This window comes from uncultured Parasphingorhabdus sp. (assembly GCF_963975735.1).
In the GTDB taxonomy this organism is placed as follows: Bacteria; Pseudomonadota; Alphaproteobacteria; order Sphingomonadales; family Sphingomonadaceae; genus Parasphingorhabdus.
In genome coordinates, this window is sequence record NZ_CAXBIA010000003.1 from 181946 (window position 1) to 206630 (window position 24685).

Genomic DNA, 24685 nt, shown 5'->3' on the forward strand with positions numbered 1-24685 from the left:
TGTTAGAGGGTTTCGAACCGCTGGATGCCATATTGAGCAATAGTCGGCCGATAGGCTTCTATATCGTTCAGCGCTCCGGTCGTAACAAATATTCCTTCCCGACCAGCAGCCGGCCAATCTATCTCTTTGGTAAGATAGGCGATACGCCGGGCAATTCCCTCCGCGCCATCGATGAACTGGATCGGCCGCTTGGCGGCCTCGGACAATTCGTCGCGCAATAGCGGAAAATGGGTGCAGGCGAGAATGACGGTATCGATCTGCGCGCCGTCCGGCTGGTCCGTCAACCCCTCCATGGCCTCCCTGATTACCCGCGGATCCGGTGTTTCTCCGCGCAGCTTGGCTTCTGCGGCATAGACGAGATCGGGAGCAGCATGGCGAAGCAATATCTTGTCGGATGCGAAATCGGCGGCAAGCCTGTCTACATAAGGTTGCCGGATAGTGGCGCGGGTTCCCAGCAGGCCGATAACGCCGGTTTTGGTCAACATGCTGGCGGGTTTGATCGCGGGTACAGTCCCGACGACCGGAATATTCAAAGCCGACCGGACATGATCCAGCGCGATGGTCGAGGCAGTGTTGCAGGCTATCGTCGCCAATATCGGCTTATAGCGCTCGACGAGTCGACCCAGAAGTGCCGGAACCCGCGCGGCCAGTTCCGCTTCCGACTTCATGCCATAGGGCAGGCCGGCATAGTCCGCGGCATAGACAATCGGCGCATGCGGCAGCAGCTTGATCGTTTCGCGCAACACCGACAATCCCCCGACGCCAGTGTCGAAAAATAACAGGGGAGGGCATTCGGCAATCTGTGCTTCTGTCATTCTTTGTCCATAGCCAGAATTGCACGGGGACGGCAACTGCTTCGGTTCGTCTGACAGATGTTTGGCCTTGACCGTTTTTCGTGACGAAATGCTTGCCCAATATCGGCTGTGAATATAGCGCGAACACAACAAGGGGTAATTTCAGTGCAGTCTATGTGGGTAGAACCAATATTGGCGTTGTTGTTCGGCTATTTGCTGGGCTCGATTCCCTTTGGACTTGTGTTGACACGCCTGACCGGCGGCGGTGATTTGCGCCAAACGGGGTCGGGTAATATCGGCGCGACCAATGTATTGCGCTCGGGTAACAAGGCGCTGGCGGCCCTGACCCTGTTGCTCGATATCGGCAAGGGATATGCAGCGGTCTATCTGGCCATGCAGCTTTCCGACGGACTGGGCGTGCTGGCCGGGCTTGGCGCTTTTCTCGGCCATCTTTACCCCGTCTGGCTGAGGTTTAGCGGCGGCAAGGGGGTTGCGACCCTGCTTGGTGTCGTAACCGCCCTGATCCCTTCTGCAGGGTTGATATTTGCGGTCACATGGCTTGGCTCGGTTGCGCTGTGGCGCTATTCGTCGGTGGGAGGAATGCTCGCCGCCATATCTGTGCCGATCGCGGCCTTCGTCTTGGGAGAATCAGGTATGATTCCCATGTTCATTGGTCTGGCCCTGCTGGTGTTGTGGAAGCATCGCTCCAATATCGAACGTTTGATCGCCGGCGAAGAGCCGAAAATCGGAGCGTCTAAAAAGGCATGAATAAAAGGCTTGAAGACAATGGGAGAAAGCCAGGAAGCGTTTGACCGGCTCCGGCTTATCCGATCCGAAAATGTCGGACCCGTTACCTATCAGCAATTGATCAGAAGATACGGTTCCGCAGCGCGCGCGCTGGAGGCCATTCCCGATCTGGCTGCACGGGGCGGCGGACGACCGCCACGGATTGCTGACGAGAAGCATATCACCTCCGAAATAAAAGCGGTGCACAAACTGGGCGCCCGGTTTCTCTTTCTTGGCGATGATGCCTATCCGTCCCTTCTGGCTGAACTGGCCAATCCACCACCGGCATTGATCTGGCGCGGGCGGCGGGAGCTTCTGGACCGTCCGATCGTAGCCATGGTCGGCGCACGAAACGCCTCTGCGGCCGCGTGCCGCTTTGCCCGGGACCTTGCCAATAGTCTGGTCGAGGCGGGTGTCGCGATTGTATCCGGATTGGCCAAGGGCATCGATACCGCAGCCCATCAAGGCTCGCTCGGGAAGGCGACAATCGGGATTATTGCTGGCGGTTTGGACATATTCTATCCTCCGGAAAATATGGATCTGCAGCGGTCGATTGCCGAACACGGGCTGCTATTGGCCGAACAGCCACCGGGCACTGAACCGCGCGCCAGACATTTTCCCTATCGCAACCGGATCATTGCCGGGCTGGCCAGAGGCACCGTGGTTGTCGAGGCCGCGCCGCGTTCCGGTTCGCTGATTACGGCAAGACTGGCGGCCGAGGCGGGACGACAGGTCATGGCGATTCCCGGTTCTCCGCTCGATCCCAGGTCGAGGGGCTGCAACATGCTGATCCGCGATGGAGCTAATCTGGTCCAGTCAGCCAATGATGTCCTGGAATTGGTCCGCCATTTCGATGAACGGGCGGAATCCAACGTCCGCTGCGATGAAATTTCGCGCAATTGTAAATTTTCAAATATCGACGCAGCCGATCTTTCTGATGCTCAAAGCCTGGACGGTACCTCACTATTGCCCTTGCTCAGCGTGACTCCGGTGGCCGTTGACGAGCTCGTCCGGCAATCCGGAATGTCCCCGTCTTCGGTACAATTCGCGTTGCTGGAACTGGAACTTGCTGGCCGCCTGGCACGCCATGCCGGCGCCCGTGTAAGCCTGTCGAGCTAGCTGCAGTCCGCCGCGCTAAATTTTCATCGCCATTGACAAAAAACTTCAATCAGGGCCTTGACCTAAGCCTAATCCCTGTCACAGCCTCGCGCGTATACGTGAGAACAAAGAAAATCGGAACATATGCAGCTAGTAATTGTCGAGTCCCCCGCCAAAGCCAAAACCATTGAGAAATATCTGGGATCGGATTTCAAGGTATTGGCTTCCTACGGCCATATTCGTGACCTTCCGCCCAAAGATGGTTCGGTCGATCCGGACGATGGCTTCTCCATGACCTGGCAGAACTATCCCGACAAAGCCAAGCAGCTCAAAGAGATTACCGCCGAGTCGAAAAAAGCGACGCGATTAATTCTCGCAACCGACCCTGACCGCGAAGGGGAAGCGATTAGCTGGCATGTTCAGGAGGTATTGCGTAACAAAAAGGCGCTTCCGGAAAAGGTCGATCGTGTGACCTTCAATGCCATCACCAAGGCTGCCGTGACCGAAGCCATGGCTCATCCGCGGGCATTGGACGAGGATCTGATCGACGCCTATCGCGCACGCCGCGCCCTGGATTATCTGGTCGGCTTCACCCTGTCACCGGTCTTGTGGCGCAAGCTTCCGGGCGCGAAATCCGCGGGCCGGGTACAATCCGTCTCGCTCCGCCTTATCGTCGAGCGGGAACGCGAAATCGAGATATTCAAACCGCAGGAATATTGGTCGGTCACTGCACAAATGGAGCAGGGCGGTCAGGCTTTTGAAGCCCGGCTGACAATCCATGACGGCAAGAAGCTCGGCAAGATGGATCTGGCCAACGAAGGTCAGGCGATGCTGGCCAAGACCGCAGTCGAAAACGGCTTGTTCACCATTGAAACGATCGAAACCAAGCCGCTGACCCGCAACCCGCCGCCGCCGTTCACGACGTCGACCCTGCAGCAGGAAGCAGCTCGTAAACTCGGTTATTCAGCCAGTCATACCATGCGGATTGCCCAGCAACTTTATGAAGATGGCGCAATCACCTATATGCGTACCGATGGTGTGCAGATGGACGGCAGTGCCATTTCGGAAGCGCGCAAGGCAATCTCGGATCGCTATGACGCAAGCTATGTTCCGGACAGCCCGCGTATCTACAAGTCCAAGGCAAAAAATGCGCAGGAAGCGCATGAAGCCATCCGTCCTACCAGCTTTACCAAGAAAACCGTCGGCAGCGGCGACCACGCGAAGCTCTACGATCTCATTCTGAAGCGAGCGATGGCCAGCCAGATGGCTTCCGCCCGGCTCGAACGGACCACCGTCGAGATGCTCGACGGAACCGGTAAAACCGGTCTGAGAGCGAACGGGCAGGTCGTGAAATTTCCCGGCTTTCTTGCGCTTTACGAAGAAGGTCGCGACGACGACAAGGATGAAGATGGTGGCTTGTTGCCAGCAATGTCCAAGGGTGACAGTCCGGCGAAAAAATCCGTCGATGCGTCCCAGCATTTTACCCAGCCGCCGCCGCGCTACAGCGAAGCCAGTCTGGTCAAGAAGATGGAAGAACTGGGCATCGGCCGACCATCGACCTATGCCTCGATCATCAAGACACTAAAAGACCGTGCCTATGTCCGGATCGAGAAAAACCGTTTCTTTGCGGAGGAAAGCGGACGCTTGCTGACCGGATTTCTCGAGCGGTTTTTTGATCGCTACGTAGCCTATGATTACACCTCCGCGCTTGAAGACGAGCTGGATGAAGTCAGCGGCGGTCGCGCGCAATGGCAAGCCATTCTCGAAGCGTTCTGGCATGACTTCAAACCAAAGACCGTCGAAGTAATGGAAAAATTGCCGTCGGAAGTGACGGCAGAGCTGGACACGTTCCTGGGGGATTATCTTTTCCCGGAAAAGGAAGATGGCAGCGATCCCCGGCTATGCCCGCGCTGTAACGAAGGCAAGCTGGCCTTGCGCGGTGGCAGGTTCGGCGCTTTTGTCGCCTGCTCCAACTATCCCGAGTGCAAGTTCACCCGGCGTTTTGCGCAGGGTGGCGGCGCCAATGCCGACGAGGATGAAGGGCCGCAGGAACTGGGCGTTGATCCCGACAGCGATGAAAAGATCACCAGAAAGGTAGGCCGTTTCGGACCCTATGTCGAAAAAGGCGAGGGCAAGGAAGCCAAGCGCTCGTCTATTCCCAAGGATATCCCGGCGGAAGATTTCGGGCTTGAATGGGCGGTCAAGCTTCTGTCGCTGCCGCGCGAAGTCGGTATCCATCCCGAAACCAGCGAGCCGGTGACAGCACAAATAGGGCGCTATGGTCCCTATCTGAGCCACAATGGTAAATCGGCGCGGCTCGAGAATACGGTGGAAGTATTTGAAATCGGTATGAACGCTGCCGTCGCCAAATTGGCGGACGCCGCGAAAAACGGCGGTGGTCGCGGTCGCGGCAAGATGGAGCCGCTCAAGATCATGGGCAAGCATCCGCGCACCGAGGAAGAGATCAAACTGATGGACGGCCGCTTTGGTCCTTATGTCACTGATGGTACGACCAACGCGTCCTTGCCCAAGACGGTCGACAAGGATCAGTTGACGCTGGAAGAAGCAGCGCAGCTGATTGACGATCGTGCCGCCAAGGGCCCCGCCAAAAAACGGGCAAAGAAGGCGGCACCGAAGAAGAAGCCGGCCGCCAAGAAAAAGCCCGCTGCGAAGAAAAAGCCGGCAGCAAAAAAGAAGCCTGCCGCCAAGAAAGCTCCGGCTAAGGCCAAAGAAGTATAGAATTGACTTTGGAAGGCCCCGGGATGGGTTCGTCGAAACTATCGGTTTTTGCAATCATGGCGCAGGTAGCTCATTATAGTGCTACATGCGCCATTTTGCCATCAGGCCGCTTTGGCTTTTGAAATCATGGTGGCAACTTCATCCAGAATCAGCAGACGCTGTTTTTTCAGCTCTTCGCTGCGCTCGTCAGAGGCGGCTTCTATTTCGGATTCGATGCGATGGATTTCTTTGTTGATGTCGTGATAGCGTTCGGAAACTGTTTTGAAATGTGCGTCTGACACTTTCAGTTCGTGAAGTATCTTCTCGTCATTCGGGAATTCGGCGTGGAGATCATGCGATACGTGGCTCATATATATTCCTTTGCTGCGACTGAAATGGTCTCTCGAATGAAAGCGGACTTTTCGGGGCGCCAAAACAGCACCCTTCTTTCCCGTCTTCGAATATTAGCAACGCGGCTTTTCGGATATCAGGAAATCTACCTACAGCAGGCGCGGAAGGTATTACCTGACTTTAATCTATAGATTTTTCGCCGCTGGGATGGAGGCAGACAATAAGGATTGTGGTTCTCAATCAAGCGCGGAGTGGCTGATTTTCGGATCAGGATAGCACTGAAGCTACTTGACCCAATCCAGCCCCATATCCTGATAGAGGCTTTTATCTTCGTCCCAGTTCGCGCTTACCTTGACGTGGAGATAAAGATGGACGGGCTTGCCCAATATGCCGGACAGCTCAGCACGCGCTTTCGCGCCGATTTCCTTGATCTGGTGACCGCCTTTGCCGAGGATGATGGCCTTCTGGCTGGCCTTCTCGACCAGGATCTGCTGGTGAATTTCCAGCGAGCCATCCGGCCGCTCCTTATATTGTTCCATCGCAATGGCGGTGGCGTAAGGCAGTTCCGCGTGTAGCTGCCGGAAAACCTGCTCGCGGGTGATTTCCGCAGCGAGGATGCGTTCGCTGGCGTCCGAAACCTGATCGGCGGGGAAATGCCATGGGCCTTCGGGCATGGCTTTGACCAGATAGGCCCGTAGCTCCTCCAGTCCGTCACCGGTTTTGGCACTGACAAAAAATGTCTCGTCGAAGTCGGCCAGTTCGTGAAGCTTGACGACATGGCCTAGCATCTTGTCTTTGGCGGCAATATCGACCTTGTTCATGACCAATATGGTCTTTTCCGACCGGTGCTTGATCCGCTCAACGATCGAGGTGACTTTTGTCCCGAGCCCGGCACGAGAATCTACCAGCATGACGATGATATCAGCGTCTTCGGCGCCTTCCCATGCAGCGGAGACCATTGCGCGGTCGAGGCGCCGGTGCGGTTCAAAGATGCCCGGGGTATCGACCAGCAAAAGCTGAGTATCTTCCTCGAGAGCAATGCCCAATAGCCGTGTCCGCGTGGTCTGCGGCTTGGAACTGGTAATCGCCACTTTCTGTCCGACCAAAGCGTTGATCAGGGTCGATTTTCCGGCATTGGGCGCGCCAATCAATGCCACTACGCCGCATTTTTGTGTCATGTGAATTTTTCCAGAAATTTCTTTGCGGCTGCTGTCTCGGCAGCCTGAATAGCAGAAGCGGTCGCCTCGACCTCGCCAATGTTGCGAACGCTCAACCGTATGGTGAATTTTAAATCGTGATGGGGGCCGCTCTTGTCGACCAGTTCATATTCCGGAATCTTGCGATTATTGGCGGCTGCCCATTCCTGCAACGCAGATTTGGGATGTCTGACATCAGCAACGGTTGCCGTGACCCGGCTGTCCCAGTGGCGCAATATGAAGCTTCGCGCGGCCTCCATGCCATGATCGAGATAAACCGCACCGATGAGCGATTCCATGACGTCGCCCAAGACCTTGACGCTTTGCCGCGCGCCGTCGTCCCGGGCCTGTTTGCCGAGCAGGATATGATCGCCAACGCCGATATGCTTTGCGACAGCGCCGCAGACAGGGCCTGATACCAGTCCGTTGAGACGCTGTGACAATTGCCCTTCCGGCTCTTCCGGAAATTTCTGATAGAGATGATCCGCTATGACCAGCCCGAGTACCCGGTCACCCAGGAATTCCAGCCGTTGATAGTCTTTCTCGCCGTGGCTGCCGTGGGTTGCGGCCCTTACGTATAGCTCTGGTGACAATGGCTGTTCGCCAGTGATCTCGACAATCCAGTCGCGAAAGTCCGGGCGGTTCAAAATCCTTCTCCGATACGTTCCCAGCGTGCAGCGGTGAACCATGTCCACGGCTTGATCCATTCAGCCGATCCGTCGGTCGAAAAGACCGAGACCAAAGCGCGACCGACAAGATTTTCTTGCGGGACCATCCCGATAGCCTGGCCTTCCACCGCGGGAAACCGGCTGTCGGCGCTACGGTCGCGATTGTCGCCCATCAAGAACATATGACCTTCCGGCACAACAAAGGCCTGTGTATTGTCGCCTTCCGAATTTTCGTAAATATCGAGAATGCGATAGGTCACTCCGTTGGGTAGAGTCTCCTGAAACTGCGGATAGCGGCAGATCGCCTCGCTATTTCCTGCGGCCGATTCAAATTCTTCACGGTAACAGGGACTGTTGGGCGTGACCGGATGCTCGAAATCCTCGATTCTTTTCCGCTCAACGTCTGTGCCGTTGATCGAGACCACACCATCGGTCACCTGTACGATGTCACCGGATAAGGCGATCACCCGTTTGATATAATCATCGTGCGCGTTTGGCGGTGCCTTGAACACGACCACATCGCCCGGTTCCGGTGAATGCGGCAATACACGCCCGGGAAACAGGGCTACGCTGAATGGCAGGCTATATTTGGAGAAACCATAAGGCCATTTTGCAACCAGCAGATAGTCACCTACAACCAGACGCGGTTGCATAGATTCCGACGGTATATTGAACGGCGAGATGATGAAACTGCGCAAGATCAGGATGAACAGTGCAAGTTTTACAAGGAACGCGACAAAGTCCCGCGTTTCGGATCGTTCTGCTTTATCTCGCGCCATGGCGCCCCTTCGCCGACATTGGCGTTGGCGTCAAGATTTCTTGCATTCTCCGACGGGTGCTATTTTCAACTTGAGACCGGCCTGCCAGACAGATAGGGCAAAGCAGTTCCGGGGACGCGTGCAATTTTATGATTTAAAGATCGGATGATTAAATGACTTCAGACCATTGGCAGGCGATCAAAGCGCTCCCGCAAATCCCGCTGACCAGTCTCTTCGAAAAGGACACCAATCGGGTAGCGAATCTCGGCCTGGAACAGGCTGGTATCTATTTTGATCTATCGAAAACCCATCTTGACGATAATGCCATTCAGGCCTTTCAGGAACTCGCCGATGAAATGGACCTGTCCGCGAAAGTGGCCGCTTTGCTGACGGGAGAACCGATTAACATCAGCGAAGGTCGGGCGGCGGAACATAGCGCGGAACGCGGAACGGGGAACCCGGCTAGTGTCGACAATGCCCACATGCTGCACCAGCGGATGAAAAGCCTGATCGAAGTCATTGAAACCGGTGTTCTGGGCGATTTTACCCAGATTATCCATCTTGGCATTGGCGGCTCTGCGCTGGGTCCCAAAATGCTCCATCAGGCGCTCAAGCTCGGCGACGAGAAATATGAACTCGCCGTCGTCTCCAATATCGACGGCGCCGCGCTTGAACCGGTGCTCGAGCGATTTACCGCCGGCAAGACGCTTCTGGTGATTGCGTCCAAGACTTTCACAACCGCAGAGACACTGCTCAACGCCAATGCTGTGCTGGACTGGATGCGCGAAGACGGCATCACCGATCCGCTGGGGCAGGTCGTGGCTTTGACCGCTGCTCCCGATCAGGCGGTTGAATGGGGCGTTGATGAAACGCGCGTTCTTCCCTTTTCGGAAAGCGTTGGCGGACGCTATTCCTTGTGGTCGTCGATCGGGTTCAGCGTCGCTCTTGCGCTCGGATATGAAGTTTTCGAAGACCTGCTGGCCGGCGCCGCCATGATGGACCAGCATTTTCAGGACACCCCCTGGGGCCAGAATATTCCGGTTATGGCGGCTTTTGCCGATCAATATTATACTCAGGTACGGGGATGCGAGACGCGGGCGGTGTTTGCCTATGACGAGCGCCTGGGCCTGCTTCCCGATTATCTTCAGCAACTTGAAATGGAGAGCAACGGAAAATCGGTGACGCTGGATGGCGAACCGCTGGAACTCCACTCGAGTCCGATCGTCTGGGGCGGTGTCGGTACCGATGCGCAACATGCCGTATTCCAGCTGCTCCATCAGGGGACCCATCTGGTGCCGGTCGAGTTTCTCGCGGTCATCGAACCGGGCGATTCACTGCATCCCGCCCACCATCAAGGGCTGCTGTTAAACTGCTTCGCGCAGGGCGCTGCACTGATGGCGGGCAAAAAATCCGATGACAGTCATCGAAATTATCAGGGTGACAGGCCATCGGTGACCCTATTACTGGAAAGCCTGGATGCGCGGACGCTGGGTGCGCTGCTCGCTTTTTACGAGCATCGCACTTTCGTGAACGCGGTTTTACTGAATATCAATCCGTTCGATCAGTTTGGCGTGGAGCTTGGAAAGCAGATGGCAAACGCGCTGGCCGCTGACGATGGTAACCAATTGGACGCTTCGACCGAAGAACTGAAAAAGCGGGCCTTCGGACCCGGGCAATAAGGAAATTTACATGGCAGAATATGATTATGACCTGTTCGTTATCGGCGCAGGTTCCGGGGGAACGCGGGCTGCGCGGGTTTCGGCATCCTATGGCGCGAAAGTTGCGGTGGCCGAGGAATATCGCGTTGGCGGCACCTGTGTAATCCGTGGCTGTGTACCGAAAAAGCTGCTGGTTTACGGCTCCCATTTTTCCGAAGAACTGGAAGATGGCAAGAATTTTGGCTGGACCTGGGAAAATGCCAAGTTCGACTGGCCAACGATGCGCGACCATGTTCTCAAGGACGTTGACCGGCTGAACAATGCCTATACCGACACGCTGAAAAATCACGGCGTCGAGATCATTCTCGAACGCGCCGAGCTGACCGGACCGCATGAGATTAAATTGGCTAGCGGCAAGACTGTGACTGCCAAATATATCCTGATCGCGGTTGGTGCATGGCCTGCCGTGGCTGATTTTCCCGGTAGCGAGCTTATGTCCACATCGAACGACATGTTTCATCTGGAGAAGCTGCCCGAGAATATGATTATCGCGGGCGGTGGTTATATTGCCAATGAATTTGCCGGTATTTTCAACGGACTGGGCAGCGACGTCACCGTTGTCAACCGGTCCGACATCATCCTGCGTGGCTATGATGAAAGTGTGCGGGACCGTCTGATCCAGATCTCGCTCGCCAAGGGCATCAGCTTCAAGTTCAACTGCACATTCGACAGGATCGAAAAGCGGGAAGACGGTGCTCTGGACGTCTATATGGATGGCAAGAGCGCGCCGGTTCGCGCCGACGTGGTTCTGGCGGCAACCGGCCGCCGCCCCAAGATCGACGGCCTCGGTCTCGAAAATGCCGGCGTTGAAATCAACGACAAGAGTGCAATCATCGTCGACGAGTATAGCCGGACCAATGTCGAGAATATCTATGCCGTCGGTGATGTGACCGACAGGGTTCAGTTGACCCCGATTGCCATTCGCGAAGGGCAGGCGTTTGCCGATACCGTCTTTGGCGACAATCCGCGCACGGTAGATTATGATAATATTCCATCGGCGGTCTTCTCCCAACCACCGATTGCATCGGTTGGCCTGACCGAAGGCGAAGCGCGCGAGCGATATGGTAATATCAAGGTCTATTCGTCCGATTTCCGCGCTATGCGTAATGTGTTTGCGGACCGGGCAGAACGCAGCCTCTACAAGATGATCGTCGAACATCCGACCGAGAAAATACTCGGCCTGCACATGATCGGACCCGATGCGCCGGAAATTTTGCAGGCGGCTGCTATTGCAGTGAAAGCTGGCCTAACCAAACAGGCATTTGACGATACAGTGGCTTTGCACCCGAGCATGGCCGAGGAACTGGTCCTGTTTAAATAGATAACGTTACGGCAACCGTAGCGAAAAGGTCAGGTTTAATCGCGTGATTAATTACTATTGACGATTGCCTAACCGGCTGTGCATTGGCTAGGGCCTACCGCACCAAGTGATTCACAGCCGGGGGTTTAATGTCAGACATTATCGCACAATTGGAAGCCAAGCGCGCCGAAGCCATGCTCGGTGGCGGACAGAAGCGGATTGATAGCCAGCATGCCAAGGGCAAGCTGACGGCGCGGGAACGGCTCGAGATATTGCTCGACGACGGCTCGTTTGAAGAAATCGACATGTATGTCGAACATAATTGCGTCGATTTCGGCATGGATGAGCAGCATATTCCCGGCGATGGTGTGGTCACCGGCTCCGGCACGATCAACGGCCGCTTGGTCTTCGTCTTCTCTCAGGACTTCACCGTTTTCGGCGGCTCTCTCTCCGAACGCCATGCCGAGAAAATCTGCAAGGTTCTCGATAACGCGATGAAGGTTGGTGCTCCGGTCATCGGCATCAATGACAGTGGTGGCGCGCGTATTCAGGAAGGCGTGGCATCGCTAGGCGGCTATGCCGACGTGTTCCAGAAGAACGTGCTGGCCAGTGGCGTCATTCCGCAACTCAGCCTGATCATGGGGCCCTGCGCAGGCGGTGCGGTCTATTCGCCAGCCATGACCGACTTCATCTTCATGGTGAAGGACAGCAGCTATATGTTCGTCACCGGCCCCGACGTGGTCAAGACCGTGACCAACGAGATTGTGACGCAGGAAGAACTGGGCGGGGCGGTTACGCACACGACCAAGACCAGCGTCGCCGATGTAGCCTATGAAAATGACATTGAAGCACTGCTCGCAGCGCGCGATTTCATCGATTTCATGCCGCTTTCCAACCGCGAAGAAGTGCCCGAACGGCCCACCGCTGATCCGTGGGACCGTCTGGAAGAAAGCCTCGATACGCTGATCCCGGATAACGCCAATCAGCCTTATGACATGCACGAAGTCATCCGCAAGATGGTCGACGAAGGCGATTTCTTTGAAGTCCAGCCCGCTCATGCCGGCAATATCATCTGCGGCTTTGGCCGGATGGAAGGCTCCACCGTCGGTGTCGTCGCCAACCAGCCGATGGTGCTCGCCGGATGCCTCGACATCAATGCCTCCAAGAAAGCGGCCCGCTTTGTCCGCTATTGCGATGCGTTCAATATTCCGATCATCACTCTGGTCGACGTGCCCGGCTTTCTGCCCGGCACTTCACAAGAGCATAACGGCATCATCAAGCATGGTGCCAAACTGCTCTTCGCTTATGCCGAAGCAACAGTCCCGAAAATCACCATCATCACCCGCAAGGCCTATGGTGGCGCTTATGACGTGATGGCCTCCAAACATCTGCGCGGCGATCTCAACTATGCCTGGCCGACCGCGGAAATCGCCGTGATGGGCGCAAAAGGCGCTGTCGAGATCATTTTTCGCGGCAAGACTCCGGAAGAAATCGCAGAGCATACCGCCGAATATGAAGCCCGCTTCGCCAACCCGTTTATCGCGGCGCAAAAAGGCTTTATCGATGAAGTAATCAAGCCGCATGCAACTCGGCGTCGGGTGGCTCTAGGGTTACGGAAATTGCGGAACAAGCAGCTCGAGAACCCGTGGAAGAAACATGATAATATTCCGTTGTAGGATTGGATAAGCATCATGGGTTGGTTAAAAAAAGAACGAGATAAGTCAGCTGAATTTACCCCGGAGATGATTGCTGAAGCAAAGAAAAATCCAGGCGGGAACGTTTACAAAATCGACTGGGACTATCCCGACGACCAAAAGGTGCCGCCTGAAGCCATAGTCGGGGCCTATGAGGTAGATGATGCAGGAAACTTGACGGGAGTTTTTCACGAAAATGATAATTACCGCGCTATTGTTTCTGCGAAACGTCAACCTCAAAATTATATGTTAGAATGTATTAAGGGCACGTCGGAATTTAATGGGCAATGGGTCGTCGAGGCGGATCCTAGTGTCCATGACAGTTTCCCGAATTTTCCAAAAGAATGGCAAATTGGAAGCTGGTACGTCGGAGATAAAGGGGAATTTACTAGTCAGTTTCGCCCAAATGCAAAATATATTGGTGACATTGAGACGTGAAATTCAACTGCCTTATCTGCTTGTCAAGTGAGTTCCCGGAGATAGAATGCCAACAGGACTAGTAGCCCTACTCGACGACGTCGCAGCCATTGCGAAAGTTGCCGCCGCGTCGGTTGACGATATCGGGGCTGCCGCGGCGCGTGCCGGGACCAAATCTGCTGGCGTGGTGATAGACGATGCGGCGGTTACGCCGACTTATGTCACCGGTTTTGATCCGTCGCGCGAATTGCCGATGATCTGGAAAATCACCAAGGGATCGTTCAAGAACAAACTGGTCTTTTTGCTACCGGCAGCGGTCCTTTTGGGACAATTTGCGCCCTTTTTGATACCGATCATCCTGATTTTCGGCGGATTGTTCCTCTGTTATGAAGCCGCCGAGAAGGTGCTGGAATTTTTCCACGTCGACGAATCCACGAAGCATGAACAGCCCGCGATTATCGAGGGGCCAGGGCGCGAGAAGGAGATGGTCTCCGGCGCGATCCGCACCGACCTGATTCTGTCCGGCGAGATCATGGCAATTGCTCTGTCCGAACTGACCGACCAGGTCTGGTGGGAACAGGCGATCATTCTCGCAATCATCGGCATAGCGATTACCGTGGCGGTCTATGGCGCGGTCGCGCTGATAGTGAAGATGGACGATATCGGCCTGCACATCGCGCAAAATAATGAGGGCGCGTTGCGCTCCTTTGGCTGCAGTCTTGTCCGGTTGATGCCGAAGCTGCTTGCTGCGCTTTCGATCATCGGCACCCTAGCCATGGCCTGGGTCGGTGGGGGCCTGCTGGTCCACAATATTGCCGCGGTTGGCTGGCATGGTCCCGAACATCTGATCGATATCATTTCGCATCCGCTGGTCGGCCTGTTCCCGGCCTCGGCAAAGATGATGGTCGGCGGAATCGCCTTTGCGCTCTTGTCGGGCATATTGGGCGTTCTCGTCGGCGCTGGCATCGCGCCGCTGGTCCATAAATTCATTCCGCACGGAGAAGGACATTGATCGCTGCGCGCTCATTCGGCTTTACTGTCGCCCCAGCGAAGGCTGGGGTCTACACCAATATTGAGAGTGATGCGGAGATTGGATTGGGTTCCAGCCTTCGCTGGAATGACGAAATAGGAAATTGAAATGAAGCTGGGTAGACTAAACCATGTCGGCGTCGCGACGCCTGATCTTGACGCCTCGATCACCTTCTACCGCGACGTGATGGGCGCGACGGACATAACAGAACCATTCGTCCTGGATTCCCAACAAGTGCGGGTATGCTTCGTGAACACTCCTGGCGAAGGTAGTACCGCCGGAACCCAGATCGAATTGCTGCAACCCACAGAGCGCGATAGCGCGGTGGGCAAATGGCTGGAGAAAAACCCGCTCGGCGGCCAGCATCATATCTGTTTCGAAGTGCAGGACATTCACGCCGCCAAGGCGGAATTTGAAGCGATGGGCAAGCGCGTGCTCGGCGAACCGCGCATCGGCGCGCACGGCACGCTTATCTTTTTTGTGCATCCCAAGGATATGGGCGGGATGCTAACCGAGATCATGGAAACGCCCAAGGGGCATTAATTATACAATCGTCATCCTGAACTTGTTTCAGGACCCTGCGAGATCCTGAAACAAGTTCAGGATGACGAAATATTCAAAAGGACCGCACATGGAATTCGAAAACATCAAGCTGGATATCACCGATCAGGTGGCTACGATCACGCTGAACAAGCCGGAGCGGCTCAACGCCTGTTCACTGGGCATGGCGGATGATATCTTCATCGCGCTGGACAAGCTGGAAGATGCACGCGCTTTGGTGATTACCGGTGAAGGCCGTGCCTTCTGTGCTGGCGCCGATTTGCAGGCGAAGAACGACAGCGCCTTGTCGGGCGGGCAGGGCAGCTACGCCGCGCTGCTCCAGCATTACAATCCGTTGATGCTGAAGCTGGCAAAGCTAGACATTCCGACGATCACCGCGGTGAACGGACCGGCAGCAGGCGTCGGTTGTTCCATTGCGCTGGCGAGTGACTTTGCGATTGCCGGGAAATCAGCTTATTTCCTGCAGGCCTTCGTCAATATCGGTCTTGTACCCGACGGCGGCGCATCGTGGATGCTGACTCGCCTGGTCGGCAAGGCTCGCGCAACAGAAATGATGCTGCTCGGCGAAAAAATCCACGGCGAAAAAGCCGCAGACTGGGGTCTGATCTACAAATGTGTCGAAGATGCTGCGATGATGGATGAAGCGGGCATGCTGGCTAAACGCTTGGCTAATGGCCCCACCGTAGCTTTGGGCGTGATGCGTCAGAATCTGGCAGCGGCGCTCGAAAGCGACTATGCTTCGGCGCTGGTGCGGGAAGCCGAAGGCCAGCGGATTGCCGGCGACAGCAAGGATGCGCGCGAAGGGGCGATTGCGTTCCTGCAAAAGCGCAAGACGGATTTCAAAGGCGAGTAGGCCCGAATGATCGACATCCCGGCTGCCGCCGGAACCACCTATTAGAGAGATCGAATGACCGATAAACCGACGATCAAAGACTGGCAGGAACTGGCCAATAAGGAAGTGAAGGGCCGCGATCTTACTTGGGAAACCCCCGAGGGTATCGCTGTCAAACCGCTTTACACCGCAGAAGATGCCGGTGATCCGGGATTGCCCGGCTTTGGTCCGTTCACCCGCGGCGTCAAGGCCAGCATGTATGCCGGACGTCCCTGGACAATCCGCCAATATGCCGGTTTCTCGACCGCCGAGGAATCGAACGCCTTCTATCGGCGCAATCTTGCGGCGGGGCAAAAGGGTCTTTCGGTAGCCTTCGATCTTGCCACGCACCGCGGCTATGATAGCGACCATCCGCGCGTGGTCGGCGATGTCGGCAAGGCCGGCGTCGCGATCGACAGCGTCGAGGATATGAAAATCTTGTTCGACCAGATTCCGCTCGACGAAATGTCGGTGTCGATGACAATGAACGGGGCGGTCATCCCGTGTCTCGCTTTCTATATCATCGCGGCGGAAGAGCAGGGGGTTTCTCAGGACAAACTTTCCGGCACAATCCAGAATGACATTCTCAAAGAGTTCATGGTGCGGAATACCTATATCTATCCGCCGGCGCCCTCGATGCGGATCATTTCCGACATCATCGGCTACACGTCCGAGCATATGCCGAAATTCAACAGCATCTCGATCTCCGGCTATCATATGCATGAAGCCGGTGCGACAGCAGTGCAGGAACTGGCATTCACTATCGCCGACGGCCGCGAGTACGCCAAGCAGGCGATGGCGACCGGTCTTGACGTCGATGCGTTCGCCGGCCGACTGAGCTTCTTCTTCGGCATCGGCATGAACTTCTTCATGGAAGTGTCCAAGCTGCGCGCCGCGCGGACCTTGTGGCACCGCGTGATGACCGATCTCGGCGCACAATCCGAACGGTCGAAAATGCTGCGCACCCATTGCCAGACTTCGGGCGTGTCGCTGACCGAGCAGGATCCGTATAACAACGTGATCCGGACGACGATCGAGGCAATGGCCGCGACCCTGGGCGGGACCCAGTCGCTGCATACCAACGCCCTCGACGAAGCGATCGCGCTGCCGACGGACTTTTCCGCGCGCATTGCGCGTAACACCCAGATCGTGTTGCAGGAAGAGGCTGGCATTACCAAGGTCGTCGATCCGCTTGGCGGCAGCTATTATGTCGAGGCGCTGACCAGCGAATTGGTCGAGAAAGCCTGGGAAATTATCGAACGCGTCGATGCCGAGGGCGGCATGGCCAAGGCGGTTGCCGATGGCTGGCCCAAGGCGATGATCGAGGAAGCCGCTGCCGGTCGCCAGGCTGCTGTCGACAAGGGCGATGCAGTGATCGTCGGGGTGAACAAATATCGTCTTGCCGAAGAAGACGCGATGGAAACGCTCGACATTGACAATGCAATGGTTCGCGACGGTCAGATCAAGCGGCTTGAGAAAATGCGGGCCGATCGCGACGAAGCAGCCTGTCAGGCAGCGCTCAAGGCGCTGACCGAAGGCGCGAAGGCGAGCGGTAATGTGTTGGCTCTCGCAGTCGACGCGGCGCGCAAACGTGCTTCGCTTGGCGAAATATCCGACGCGATGGAAGCGGTCTTTGGCCGCTATGAAACCCAACCAACGCCGGTAAAAGGCATTTACGGCAAGGCCTATGAAGGCAATGCCCGCTACGCGATGGTCATCGAAGGCGTGGATGCCGTGTCGCAACGGCTTGGTCGAAAGCCGAAAATCCTGGTCGCGAAAATGGGGCAGGACGGCCATGACCGCGGCGCCAATGTTGTCTCCAGTGCCTTTACCGATATGGGTTTTGACGTGATCTCCGGTCCGTTGTTCCAGACGCCCGGCGAAACCCGTGATCTCGCTCTGGCGGAAAATGTCGACGCGGTCGGCGCGTCCAGCCTGGCGGCGGGCCACAAAACACTGATCCCCGAACTGATCAACCTGCTGAAAGAAGCAGGCCGCGGCGATATCAAGATTTTCGCGGGCGGTGTTATCCCGGCAAAGGATTACGAATTCCTGCGTAAGAGTGGCGTGGTCGGAATCTATGGACCGGGCAGCAATATTGTGGAATGTGCCGCCGACATATTGAGATTGCTGGGCCATAATATGCCCCCCGAAGAGGAAGCTGCGGAATGACTATCGTGACAGAAATTGAAGATACCGACGTGCGTAACGACTGGACCCGAGAGGAAATCGCGGCCCTGTTCGACCTGCCGTTCGACGAACTGGTTTTTCAGGCAGCAACCGTCCACCGCGCCAACCACAAGCCCGGTGAGGTTCAGCTTTCAACCCTGCTGTCGATCAAGACCGGCGGCTGCCCCGAAGATTGCGGCTATTGCAACCAGTCTGCCGGCGCGAAATCCGGGCTGAAGGCAGAGAAACTGCTCGACGTGCGCACCGTGTTGCAAACCGCAGCACAGGCCAAGGACCGCGGTTCTTCGCGCTTCTGCATGGGCGCGGCATGGCGCAACCCCAAAAATCGCGACATGCCGGCGATCATCGAGATGATCAAGGGCGTCCGGCAGATGGGCATGGAAACCTGTATGACGCTTGGCATGCTGACCAAGGAACAGTCCGAAATGCTGTCCGAAGCAGGCCTCGATTATTACAACCACAATATCGATACCTCGCCGGAACATTATGAGAAGGTTATCACGACGCGCACCTTTGGCGACCGTCTCGAAACGCTGGAAAATGTGCGGAATAGCGGCATCAACGTCTGTTCCGGCGGCATCGTCGGCATGGGCGAGACCCGCGAAGACCGGGTCGGTTTCATCCACGCTCTGGCGACTTTGCCGAGGCATCCGGAAAGCGTTCCGGTAAATGCGCTGGTTCCGGTCAAAGGCACGGTGCTCGGCGATATGCTGGCCGATACGCCGCTGGCGAAGATTGACGATATCGAATTTGTCCGCACGATCGCGGTGGCACGGATCACCATGCCCGCCTCGATGGTCCGCCTGTCCGCTGGCCGCGAGAGCATGAGCGAAAGCACGCAGGCTTTGTGTTTTCTCGCTGGTGCCAACAGCATCTTCACCGGCGACAAATTGCTGACCACCGGCAATGCGGGCGACGATGCGGACGAAACATTATTTGCGAAACTGGGGCTGGTTCCGATGGAAGCCGAGCCGAGAGACATTCAACTAGAGGCAGCCGAATAAACTATGTTCAAGAAAATCCTGATCGCCAACCGGGGCGAAATCGCCTGCCGCGTCATTCGTACTGCCCAGAAAATGGGTATCAAGACGGTTGCGGTCTATTCCGACGCCGATGCACGCTCGCCGCATGTCAAAATGGCGGACGAAGCCGTGCATATCGGACCGTCGCCAGCGGGTGAATCCTATCTGATTGCGGACAAGATCATCGCGGCCTGCAAGGAAACCGGCGCGGAAGCCGTGCATCCCGGCTATGGTTTCCTGTCCGAGCGGACCAGCTTTGCCCAGCAACTTGACGACAATGACATTGCTTTCATCGGACCGCCAATCAACGCAATTGCTGCAATGGGCGACAAGATTGAGTCTAAGAAACTGGCCGAGAAGGCAGGGGTCAGCGTTGTTCCGGGTCATATCGGCGAGATTGACGATACCGAACATGCCGTGCGCATTTCTTCGGAAATCGGCTATCCGGTGATGATGAAGGCCAGCGCCGGTGGCGGCGGCAAGGGCATGCGGCTTGCGTGGAACGAGAAAGACGTCCGCGAAGGCTTTGAAGCAACCAAGCGCGAAGGGCTCGCCAGTTTTGGCGACGACCGCGTGTTTATCGAGAAATTCATCGAACAGCCGCGCCATATCGAAATCCAGGTGCTCGGCGACAAGCATGGCAATGTCATCTATCTCGGCGAACGCGAATGTTCGATCCAGCGCCGCCACCAGAAGGTCGTCGAAGAAGCGCCATCGCCTTTCGTCGATCCCGAAATGCGCAAGAAAATGGGCGAACAGGCCGTCGCATTATCGCAGGCCGTGGGCTATTATAGCGCCGGTACGGTCGAACTGATTGTCGGCGCCGACAAGAGCTTCTATTTTCTCGAAATGAACACCCGTCTGCAGGTCGAGCATCCGGTTACCGAATATATCACCGGTCTTGATCTCGTCGAACAGATGATCCGCGTCGCCTATGGCGAGAAACTGCCGCTGACCCAGGACGAGGTCACGCTGACCGGCTGGGCGGTCGAAAACCGCGTCTATGCAGAAGATCCCTATCGCGGCTTCCTGCCGTCCACCGGACGTCTGGTCAAATATCGGCCACCGGCTGCCGAAGAAGGCATTCGCGTCGACGATGGCGTAGCTGAAGGTGGCGAAGTCTCGATCTTCTACGATCCGATGATTGCCAAGCTGATCACTTATGGCGAAACCCGCATCGAGGCAATTGACCGCCAGATCGATGCGCTCAACCGGTTCGAGCTGGTTGGCCCCGGCCACAATATCGATTTCCTCTCGGCACTGATGCAGCACGAACGTTTCCGCGAAGGCAATATCACCACCAATTTCATCGCCGAGGAATATCCCGACGGTTTTCAGGGCGCTCCAGCGTCCGCCGAATTGCTACGCAATCTCGCCGCCATCGGCGCATTCGCCGCAACGGCCCATGCCGACCGAGCCCGCCGGATTGACAGCCAGCTCGGAAAACGGCTCGATCCGCCATCGGAATGGCAGGTCAAGATCGGTGACAAGATCATGGAGGTCTCGATCTCCGAAGAAGAAATCATCGTCGACGGTACCGATGTCGATTTGTCTATGGAATATACACCGGGCGATAGCCTGATCCTCGCTGAGGTGGCGGGCAAACCTCTGTCAGTGAAGATCGCAAAGACCGCCAATGGCTTCGCACTCAACAGTCATGGCGCCACTCACAAGGCTCGTGTGCTGCCTGCTCATGTTGCGCAGCATGCCGTCCATATGATCGAGAAAATTCCGCCCGATCTGTCGAAATATCTGCTTTGCCCGATGCCCGGCCTGCTGGTCGCGCTGCACGTTGCCGAAGGCGATGCCGTTGTCGAAGGCCAGCCTCTGGCTGTGGTCGAGGCGATGAAGATGGAGAATATTCTTCGCGCGGAGAAAAATGGCGTGGTGAAATCGGTTGAGGCCGCGCAAGGCGATAGCCTTGCCGTCGATGCCGTGATACTCGAGCTGGAATAGAACGAACGCCTTGGGGAGGGCAAAAATATGGCCAGTGAAGTAGCAATGGCGGGGCAACGCGAACCGACGCAAAAAGAAATCCGCCTGGTCATAGCGGCGTCCTCTGCCGGGACCATCTTCGAATGGTATGACTTCTTCATTTACGGCACATTATTCTATATCATCGGGCCGACCTTCTTCCCCAGCGGCAATCCGACGCTTGAGATATTGATGGTATGGGCGACCTTTGCCATCGGCTTCGGCTTCCGTCCGGTTGGTGCAATTCTCTTCGGTTTCCTCGGCGACAAGCTGGGTCGCAAATATACGTTCCTCGTCACAGTGACCCTGATGGGCATTGCGACCGCCGGCGTCGGTTTCATTCCGAGCGCGGAGACGATCGGGCTGGCTGCCCCGCTGATCGTGATATTCCTGCGGATATTGCAGGGTCTTGCCCTCGGCGGCGAATATGGCGGAGCGGCAATCTATGTCGCGGAACATGCGCCCACCGAAAAGCGCGGCTATTACACAAGCTATATCCAGGCCAGCGTCGCTGGTGGATTTGTCCTGTCGATCGGCGTCATACTGGCCTGCCGCTTCCTGATCCCGGAACAGGAATTCAACGACTGGGGCTGGCGGGTACCGTTCCTGCTTTCGATCATCCTGCTCGCCATATCGCTCTGGATGCGGCTGAAGCTCAATGAAAGCCCGGTCTTCCAGGCGATGAAAGCGGCGGGTGAAACTGCGGGCAATCCCTTTGTCGAAAGCTTCACCTATCCCGGCAACAAGAAACGCATCTTTGTCGCTCTGTTCGGGATTACGGGCGTTCTGACCACGATCTGGTACACCGCCTTTTTCTCCGGCATGTCGTTCCTGCGTGGGCCGATGAATATGGAGGCGCAGACCGTAGACATCATATTGTTCGTTTCTGGTCTTATTGCCATGTCCTTCTATCTTGTCGTCGGCAAATGGTCGGACAAGGTCGGACGCAAGAAACCGATCATCGTTGGCGCTCTCCTCTCGTTGCTACTTCTATTTCCTGCATTCTGGGGACTGGGCTATTTTGCCAATCCCGGATTGACCGAAGCAGCCGAAGCGAACCCCGTGCGGGTCGAGGGCAGTGCCTGTAGCGCGGATCCTTTTGCAGAATTGTTCAGCCGCGAGCAGAGTGATTGCGGCAAGGTTCTGGAAACGCTGACATCTGCTGGCGTCTCCTATACGCTTACCGACGCCAGCGAATTGAGCCTGAGTGCCGGTAACAACGCGATCGCAATTGATCCGGCATGGATGGAAGATGGTGCTGCGCGCAGCAGTGGCATTCGCGGCGCGCTTACCGAGCACGGATATGACTTTGCCAAACAGCAGCCGGATATGATCAGCATATTGGGAATCGTCGCGATATTGCTGGTCCTGGGTGCCCTGAGCGCCTTGACCTACGGTTCGGTTGCGGCATTGCTCTCGGAGATGTTCCCGGCCAAAATCCGGTATAGTTCGATGTCGATACCCTATCATATCGGGGCTGGTTATCTGGGTGGATTCCTGCCGCTGATTGCCGGATATATCGTGGCCCGATCCGGAGATATATATGCCGGTCTCTGGTACACATGGGTAGTCGTTGCATTTGGTGTCATCGTTGCGTGGTGGGGCATACCCAATGACCCCGAAGCGGCACTCGACGAAGCGCCATGAAGGCCGTATCGCTCCGTCAATGAGTGACGACAAACCGATAATAGCGCCGACGGCGACAATCCGGCTCGATTCCGATGCGCTGGTCGCCAACTGGCGCAACCTCGACCGGCTGTCCGGGCAAGCCAGGGCCGGAGCCGCGGTAAAGGCCAACGCCTATGGCCTTGGCGTGCGCGCTGTTGTGCAAAAGCTCCTCGCAGCGGGTTGTACCGATTTCTTCGTCGCCAACTGGCAGGAAGCGCAGGAGATCGAAGACCTGACGGCGGGCGAGGCGTCGGTGTCCGTACTCAATGGCGTTCGAGAGGCCGACATGGCCTTTGCCATGCAATCTCCCGCCAAGCCCGTGATCAACAGTCTCGAGCAGCTTGCGCGCTGGAAGACATCGGGCAAGCCTTGCGACATGATGATCAACAGCGGGATGAACCGTCTCGGGATCAACGTCGAAGATCTCAAGGCCGGGCTTTTTGATGGAATGGCGATCGATGTCGCGATGAGCCATCTCGCTTCTGCCGACGAGGACGGGCCACAGAACAGCGAGCAGCTGGCGCAATATCAGGCCGCCCTGGAAGTCGTACCGCGCAAACGGACGAGCCTGGCCAACAGCGCCGGAATCGCACTGGGTAGCCAATATCATTTCGATCTAACGCGCCCGGGTCTGTCGCTCTACGGCGGTATTCAACGCCCGGTTTTGGAAGATATCATTGCTCAGGTGGCCGTCCCGCAGGCGGAAATCATTCAGGTTCGTTCGCTGCAGCCCGGTGACAAGCTCGGTTATAATGCGCAATATGTTGCAGATCGTTCGCATGATGTCGGCATATTGGCGATGGGCTATGCCGACGGATATTTGCGCGGCTTTTCCAATAGCGGGCTGTTCATGCATCAAGGGCAGATACTACCGGTGCTCGGCCGCGTTTCGATGGACCTGATCGCCATCGACCTTTCTAATGCCACCCATCTCAAAGAAGGGGACTGGGTCGATTGCGAATATGATCTGAGAGCCGCTTCCTCACAATCCGGTCTGTCGCAATATGAACTGATCACGGGCCTCGGCAACCGGTTGGCGAGACAGTGGACGTAAAGTTGTAAGGCTCCACACCCGGACGCAGTTGCACAAATGGAAAATGCTGCACAAAAATGCTGGATAACAACAGAAGTTGCGGCAATGCACAAATAGGTTTAGTGCTGGTGCAACATGCAAATAAAGGACGGTTAGAAATCCCGACAGCCTTCAGTGTTTCTAACCGATCGGGAGCTTATATGGCCAAGTCGAAAAAGAAGATCCAAGACGGTCCGATCATCATAAAAAAATATGCCAATCGGCGTCTCTATAATACCCAGACATCCAATTATATCACCCTCGATTTTCTCGCCGAGATGACCCGCAATGACGAGGATTTTGTCGTCGTCGATGCCAAGTCCGGAGAAGATATTACCCATAATGTGCTGACCCAGATCATCGTGGACGAGGAAAGCAACGGCAAGCATATGCTGCCGGTCAATTTTTTGCGCCAGCTGATCTCCATGTATGGCAACAGTATGCAGTCCTTGATGCCCTCCTATCTGGAAGCATCGATGGAAAATTTCCGTAAGAACCAGAAACAGTTTCAGGAAGCGGTTGAAGGCGCCCTCAACAAGAATCCGCTGGGCCAGATGGCCGTCAAGAACCAGAAGCAGTTTCAGGAAGCGGTTGAAAATGCCCTGAAGGCAAGCCCTTTGGCCGGCGTTTTTGAAAAGGCGCTAAGCCTTGGCCAAAATGGTCGGGATGAAACCGAAAACGAACCACAAGAAAAACCATCCGCAAAAGATATCGAGATCACGGAGCTGAAAAAGCAACTCGCAGATATCCAGTCCAAGATTGACAAACTCGATATCTGATTGTCGGAAAACTATAAGCC

The 24685-nt window shown here is 56.1% G+C and carries 21 protein-coding genes; 16 read left to right on the plus strand and 5 right to left on the minus strand.

Annotated elements, in window-relative coordinates; genetic code table 11:
• Window positions 1-2: 2 nt before the first annotated feature.
• Window positions 3-815, minus strand: a complete 813-nt coding sequence (gene murI, locus AACZ86_RS06765; RefSeq protein WP_339690647.1) for a glutamate racemase — start codon at window positions 813-815, stop codon at window positions 3-5.
• A 153-nt stretch (window positions 816-968) separates the two neighbouring features.
• Here murI and plsY point away from each other — a divergent pair, with 153 nt between their 5' ends.
• The 3 genes from plsY (at window position 969) to topA (ending at window position 5417) form a co-directional block, all read left to right on the plus strand.
• Window positions 969-1562 carry a glycerol-3-phosphate 1-O-acyltransferase PlsY gene (gene plsY / locus AACZ86_RS06770; RefSeq protein WP_339690649.1) on the plus strand — a complete coding sequence of 198 codons (594 nt, stop codon included), beginning with the start codon at window positions 969-971 and terminating at the stop codon, window positions 1560-1562.
• Between the two features lie 18 nt (window positions 1563-1580).
• Entirely contained in the window at window positions 1581-2699 is a 1119-nt protein-coding gene (gene dprA / locus AACZ86_RS06775; RefSeq protein WP_339690651.1) for a DNA-processing protein DprA, read from the plus strand.
• A 123-nt stretch (window positions 2700-2822) separates the two neighbouring features.
• Window positions 2823-5417: a type I DNA topoisomerase gene (gene topA / locus AACZ86_RS06780; protein ID WP_339690653.1), complete on the plus strand. Its 2595-nt coding sequence runs from the start codon at window positions 2823-2825 to the stop codon at window positions 5415-5417.
• Window positions 5418-5518: 101 nt separating this feature from the next.
• Here topA and AACZ86_RS06785 read toward each other — a convergent pair whose 3' ends face one another.
• The 4 genes from AACZ86_RS06785 to lepB form a co-directional block, all read right to left on the minus strand.
• Window positions 5519-5767 carry a DUF465 domain-containing protein gene (locus AACZ86_RS06785; RefSeq protein ID WP_339690655.1) on the minus strand — a complete coding sequence of 83 codons (249 nt, stop codon included), beginning with the start codon at window positions 5765-5767 and terminating at the stop codon, window positions 5519-5521.
• Between the two features lie 264 nt (window positions 5768-6031).
• Window positions 6032-6925, minus strand: coding sequence for a GTPase Era (gene era / locus AACZ86_RS06790; protein WP_339690657.1), 894 nt, complete (start codon window positions 6923-6925; stop codon window positions 6032-6034).
• Window positions 6922-7590, minus strand: coding sequence for a ribonuclease III (rnc, locus tag AACZ86_RS06795; RefSeq protein ID WP_339690659.1), 669 nt, complete (start codon window positions 7588-7590; stop codon window positions 6922-6924). The genes era and rnc overlap by 4 nt, the downstream gene beginning before the upstream one ends.
• On the minus strand, window positions 7587-8390 hold the full coding sequence (gene lepB, locus AACZ86_RS06800) for a signal peptidase I (protein ID WP_339690660.1): 804 nt from the start codon (window positions 8388-8390) through the stop codon (window positions 7587-7589). The genes rnc and lepB overlap by 4 nt, the downstream gene beginning before the upstream one ends.
• A gap of 152 nt (window positions 8391-8542) precedes the next feature.
• On the opposite strand from lepB, the gene pgi reads away from it, so the two are divergent.
• The 13 genes from pgi (at window position 8543) to phaR (ending at window position 24665) form a co-directional block, all read left to right on the plus strand.
• The gene (pgi, locus tag AACZ86_RS06805; RefSeq protein WP_339690662.1) at window positions 8543-10048 is read left to right on the plus strand and encodes a glucose-6-phosphate isomerase; all 1506 of its coding nucleotides are present in this window, start codon (window positions 8543-8545) and stop codon (window positions 10046-10048) included.
• Between the two features lie 10 nt (window positions 10049-10058).
• Window positions 10059-11408 carry a glutathione-disulfide reductase gene (gor, locus tag AACZ86_RS06810; RefSeq protein ID WP_339690663.1) on the plus strand — a complete coding sequence of 450 codons (1350 nt, stop codon included), beginning with the start codon at window positions 10059-10061 and terminating at the stop codon, window positions 11406-11408.
• A 128-nt stretch (window positions 11409-11536) separates the two neighbouring features.
• Window positions 11537-13063 (plus strand): acyl-CoA carboxylase subunit beta, encoded by a 1527-nt coding sequence (locus tag AACZ86_RS06815; RefSeq protein ID WP_339690666.1) that lies wholly within the window; start codon window positions 11537-11539, stop codon window positions 13061-13063.
• 15 nt (window positions 13064-13078) lie between these two features.
• Window positions 13079-13519 (plus strand): hypothetical protein, encoded by a 441-nt coding sequence (locus AACZ86_RS06820; protein WP_123906332.1) that lies wholly within the window; start codon window positions 13079-13081, stop codon window positions 13517-13519.
• 46 nt (window positions 13520-13565) lie between these two features.
• Complete coding sequence (locus tag AACZ86_RS06825) at window positions 13566-14510, plus strand: DUF808 domain-containing protein (protein WP_339690668.1); 945 nt, start codon at window positions 13566-13568, stop codon at window positions 14508-14510.
• A 126-nt stretch (window positions 14511-14636) separates the two neighbouring features.
• The gene (gene mce / locus AACZ86_RS06830; protein WP_339690670.1) at window positions 14637-15071 is read left to right on the plus strand and encodes a methylmalonyl-CoA epimerase; all 435 of its coding nucleotides are present in this window, start codon (window positions 14637-14639) and stop codon (window positions 15069-15071) included.
• 88 nt (window positions 15072-15159) lie between these two features.
• Window positions 15160-15942 (plus strand): enoyl-CoA hydratase-related protein, encoded by a 783-nt coding sequence (locus AACZ86_RS06835; RefSeq protein WP_339690671.1) that lies wholly within the window; start codon window positions 15160-15162, stop codon window positions 15940-15942.
• A 54-nt stretch (window positions 15943-15996) separates the two neighbouring features.
• Window positions 15997-18132 (plus strand): methylmalonyl-CoA mutase, encoded by a 2136-nt coding sequence (gene scpA, locus AACZ86_RS06840; RefSeq protein ID WP_339690672.1) that lies wholly within the window; start codon window positions 15997-15999, stop codon window positions 18130-18132.
• Window positions 18129-19154: a biotin synthase BioB gene (gene bioB / locus AACZ86_RS06845; protein ID WP_339690673.1), complete on the plus strand. Its 1026-nt coding sequence runs from the start codon at window positions 18129-18131 to the stop codon at window positions 19152-19154. Before scpA ends, bioB begins: the two co-directional genes overlap by 4 nt.
• 3 nt (window positions 19155-19157) lie before the next feature.
• Entirely contained in the window at window positions 19158-21128 is a 1971-nt protein-coding gene (locus AACZ86_RS06850; protein ID WP_339690674.1) for an acetyl/propionyl/methylcrotonyl-CoA carboxylase subunit alpha, read from the plus strand.
• A gap of 27 nt (window positions 21129-21155) precedes the next feature.
• A complete protein-coding gene (locus AACZ86_RS06855) occupies window positions 21156-22793 on the plus strand; it encodes an MFS transporter (protein ID WP_339690675.1) in 1638 nt (545 codons plus the stop codon).
• Window positions 22794-22812: 19 nt separating this feature from the next.
• Window positions 22813-23868 carry an alanine racemase gene (alr, locus tag AACZ86_RS06860; protein ID WP_339690677.1) on the plus strand — a complete coding sequence of 352 codons (1056 nt, stop codon included), beginning with the start codon at window positions 22813-22815 and terminating at the stop codon, window positions 23866-23868.
• 179 nt (window positions 23869-24047) lie between these two features.
• Window positions 24048-24665 carry a polyhydroxyalkanoate synthesis repressor PhaR gene (phaR, locus tag AACZ86_RS06865; RefSeq protein WP_339690679.1) on the plus strand — a complete coding sequence of 206 codons (618 nt, stop codon included), beginning with the start codon at window positions 24048-24050 and terminating at the stop codon, window positions 24663-24665.
• Window positions 24666-24685 lie beyond the last annotated feature (20 nt).

Coding starts and splice junctions, on each gene's coding strand:
- bioB (WP_339690673.1), top strand. CDS start 18,129: ATGACTATCGTGACAGAAATTGAAGATACCGACGTGCGTAACGACTGG.
- AACZ86_RS06850 (WP_339690674.1), top strand. CDS start 19,158: ATGTTCAAGAAAATCCTGATCGCCAACCGGGGCGAAATCGCCTGCCGC.
- lepB (WP_339690660.1), bottom strand. CDS start 8,390: ATGGCGCGAGATAAAGCAGAACGATCCGAAACGCGGGACTTTGTCGCG.
- topA (WP_339690653.1), top strand. CDS start 2,823: ATGCAGCTAGTAATTGTCGAGTCCCCCGCCAAAGCCAAAACCATTGAG.
- AACZ86_RS06820 (WP_123906332.1), top strand. CDS start 13,079: ATGGGTTGGTTAAAAAAAGAACGAGATAAGTCAGCTGAATTTACCCCG.
- gor (WP_339690663.1), top strand. CDS start 10,059: ATGGCAGAATATGATTATGACCTGTTCGTTATCGGCGCAGGTTCCGGG.
- pgi (WP_339690662.1), top strand. CDS start 8,543: ATGACTTCAGACCATTGGCAGGCGATCAAAGCGCTCCCGCAAATCCCG.
- AACZ86_RS06815 (WP_339690666.1), top strand. CDS start 11,537: ATGTCAGACATTATCGCACAATTGGAAGCCAAGCGCGCCGAAGCCATG.
- AACZ86_RS06835 (WP_339690671.1), top strand. CDS start 15,160: ATGGAATTCGAAAACATCAAGCTGGATATCACCGATCAGGTGGCTACG.
- plsY (WP_339690649.1), top strand. CDS start 969: ATGTGGGTAGAACCAATATTGGCGTTGTTGTTCGGCTATTTGCTGGGC.
- mce (WP_339690670.1), top strand. CDS start 14,637: ATGAAGCTGGGTAGACTAAACCATGTCGGCGTCGCGACGCCTGATCTT.
- era (WP_339690657.1), bottom strand. CDS start 6,925: ATGACACAAAAATGCGGCGTAGTGGCATTGATTGGCGCGCCCAATGCC.
- AACZ86_RS06825 (WP_339690668.1), top strand. CDS start 13,566: ATGCCAACAGGACTAGTAGCCCTACTCGACGACGTCGCAGCCATTGCG.
- AACZ86_RS06855 (WP_339690675.1), top strand. CDS start 21,156: ATGGCCAGTGAAGTAGCAATGGCGGGGCAACGCGAACCGACGCAAAAA.
- alr (WP_339690677.1), top strand. CDS start 22,813: ATGAGTGACGACAAACCGATAATAGCGCCGACGGCGACAATCCGGCTC.
- AACZ86_RS06785 (WP_339690655.1), bottom strand. CDS start 5,767: ATGAGCCACGTATCGCATGATCTCCACGCCGAATTCCCGAATGACGAG.
- murI (WP_339690647.1), bottom strand. CDS start 815: ATGACAGAAGCACAGATTGCCGAATGCCCTCCCCTGTTATTTTTCGAC.
- phaR (WP_339690679.1), top strand. CDS start 24,048: ATGGCCAAGTCGAAAAAGAAGATCCAAGACGGTCCGATCATCATAAAA.
- dprA (WP_339690651.1), top strand. CDS start 1,581: ATGGGAGAAAGCCAGGAAGCGTTTGACCGGCTCCGGCTTATCCGATCC.
- scpA (WP_339690672.1), top strand. CDS start 15,997: ATGACCGATAAACCGACGATCAAAGACTGGCAGGAACTGGCCAATAAG.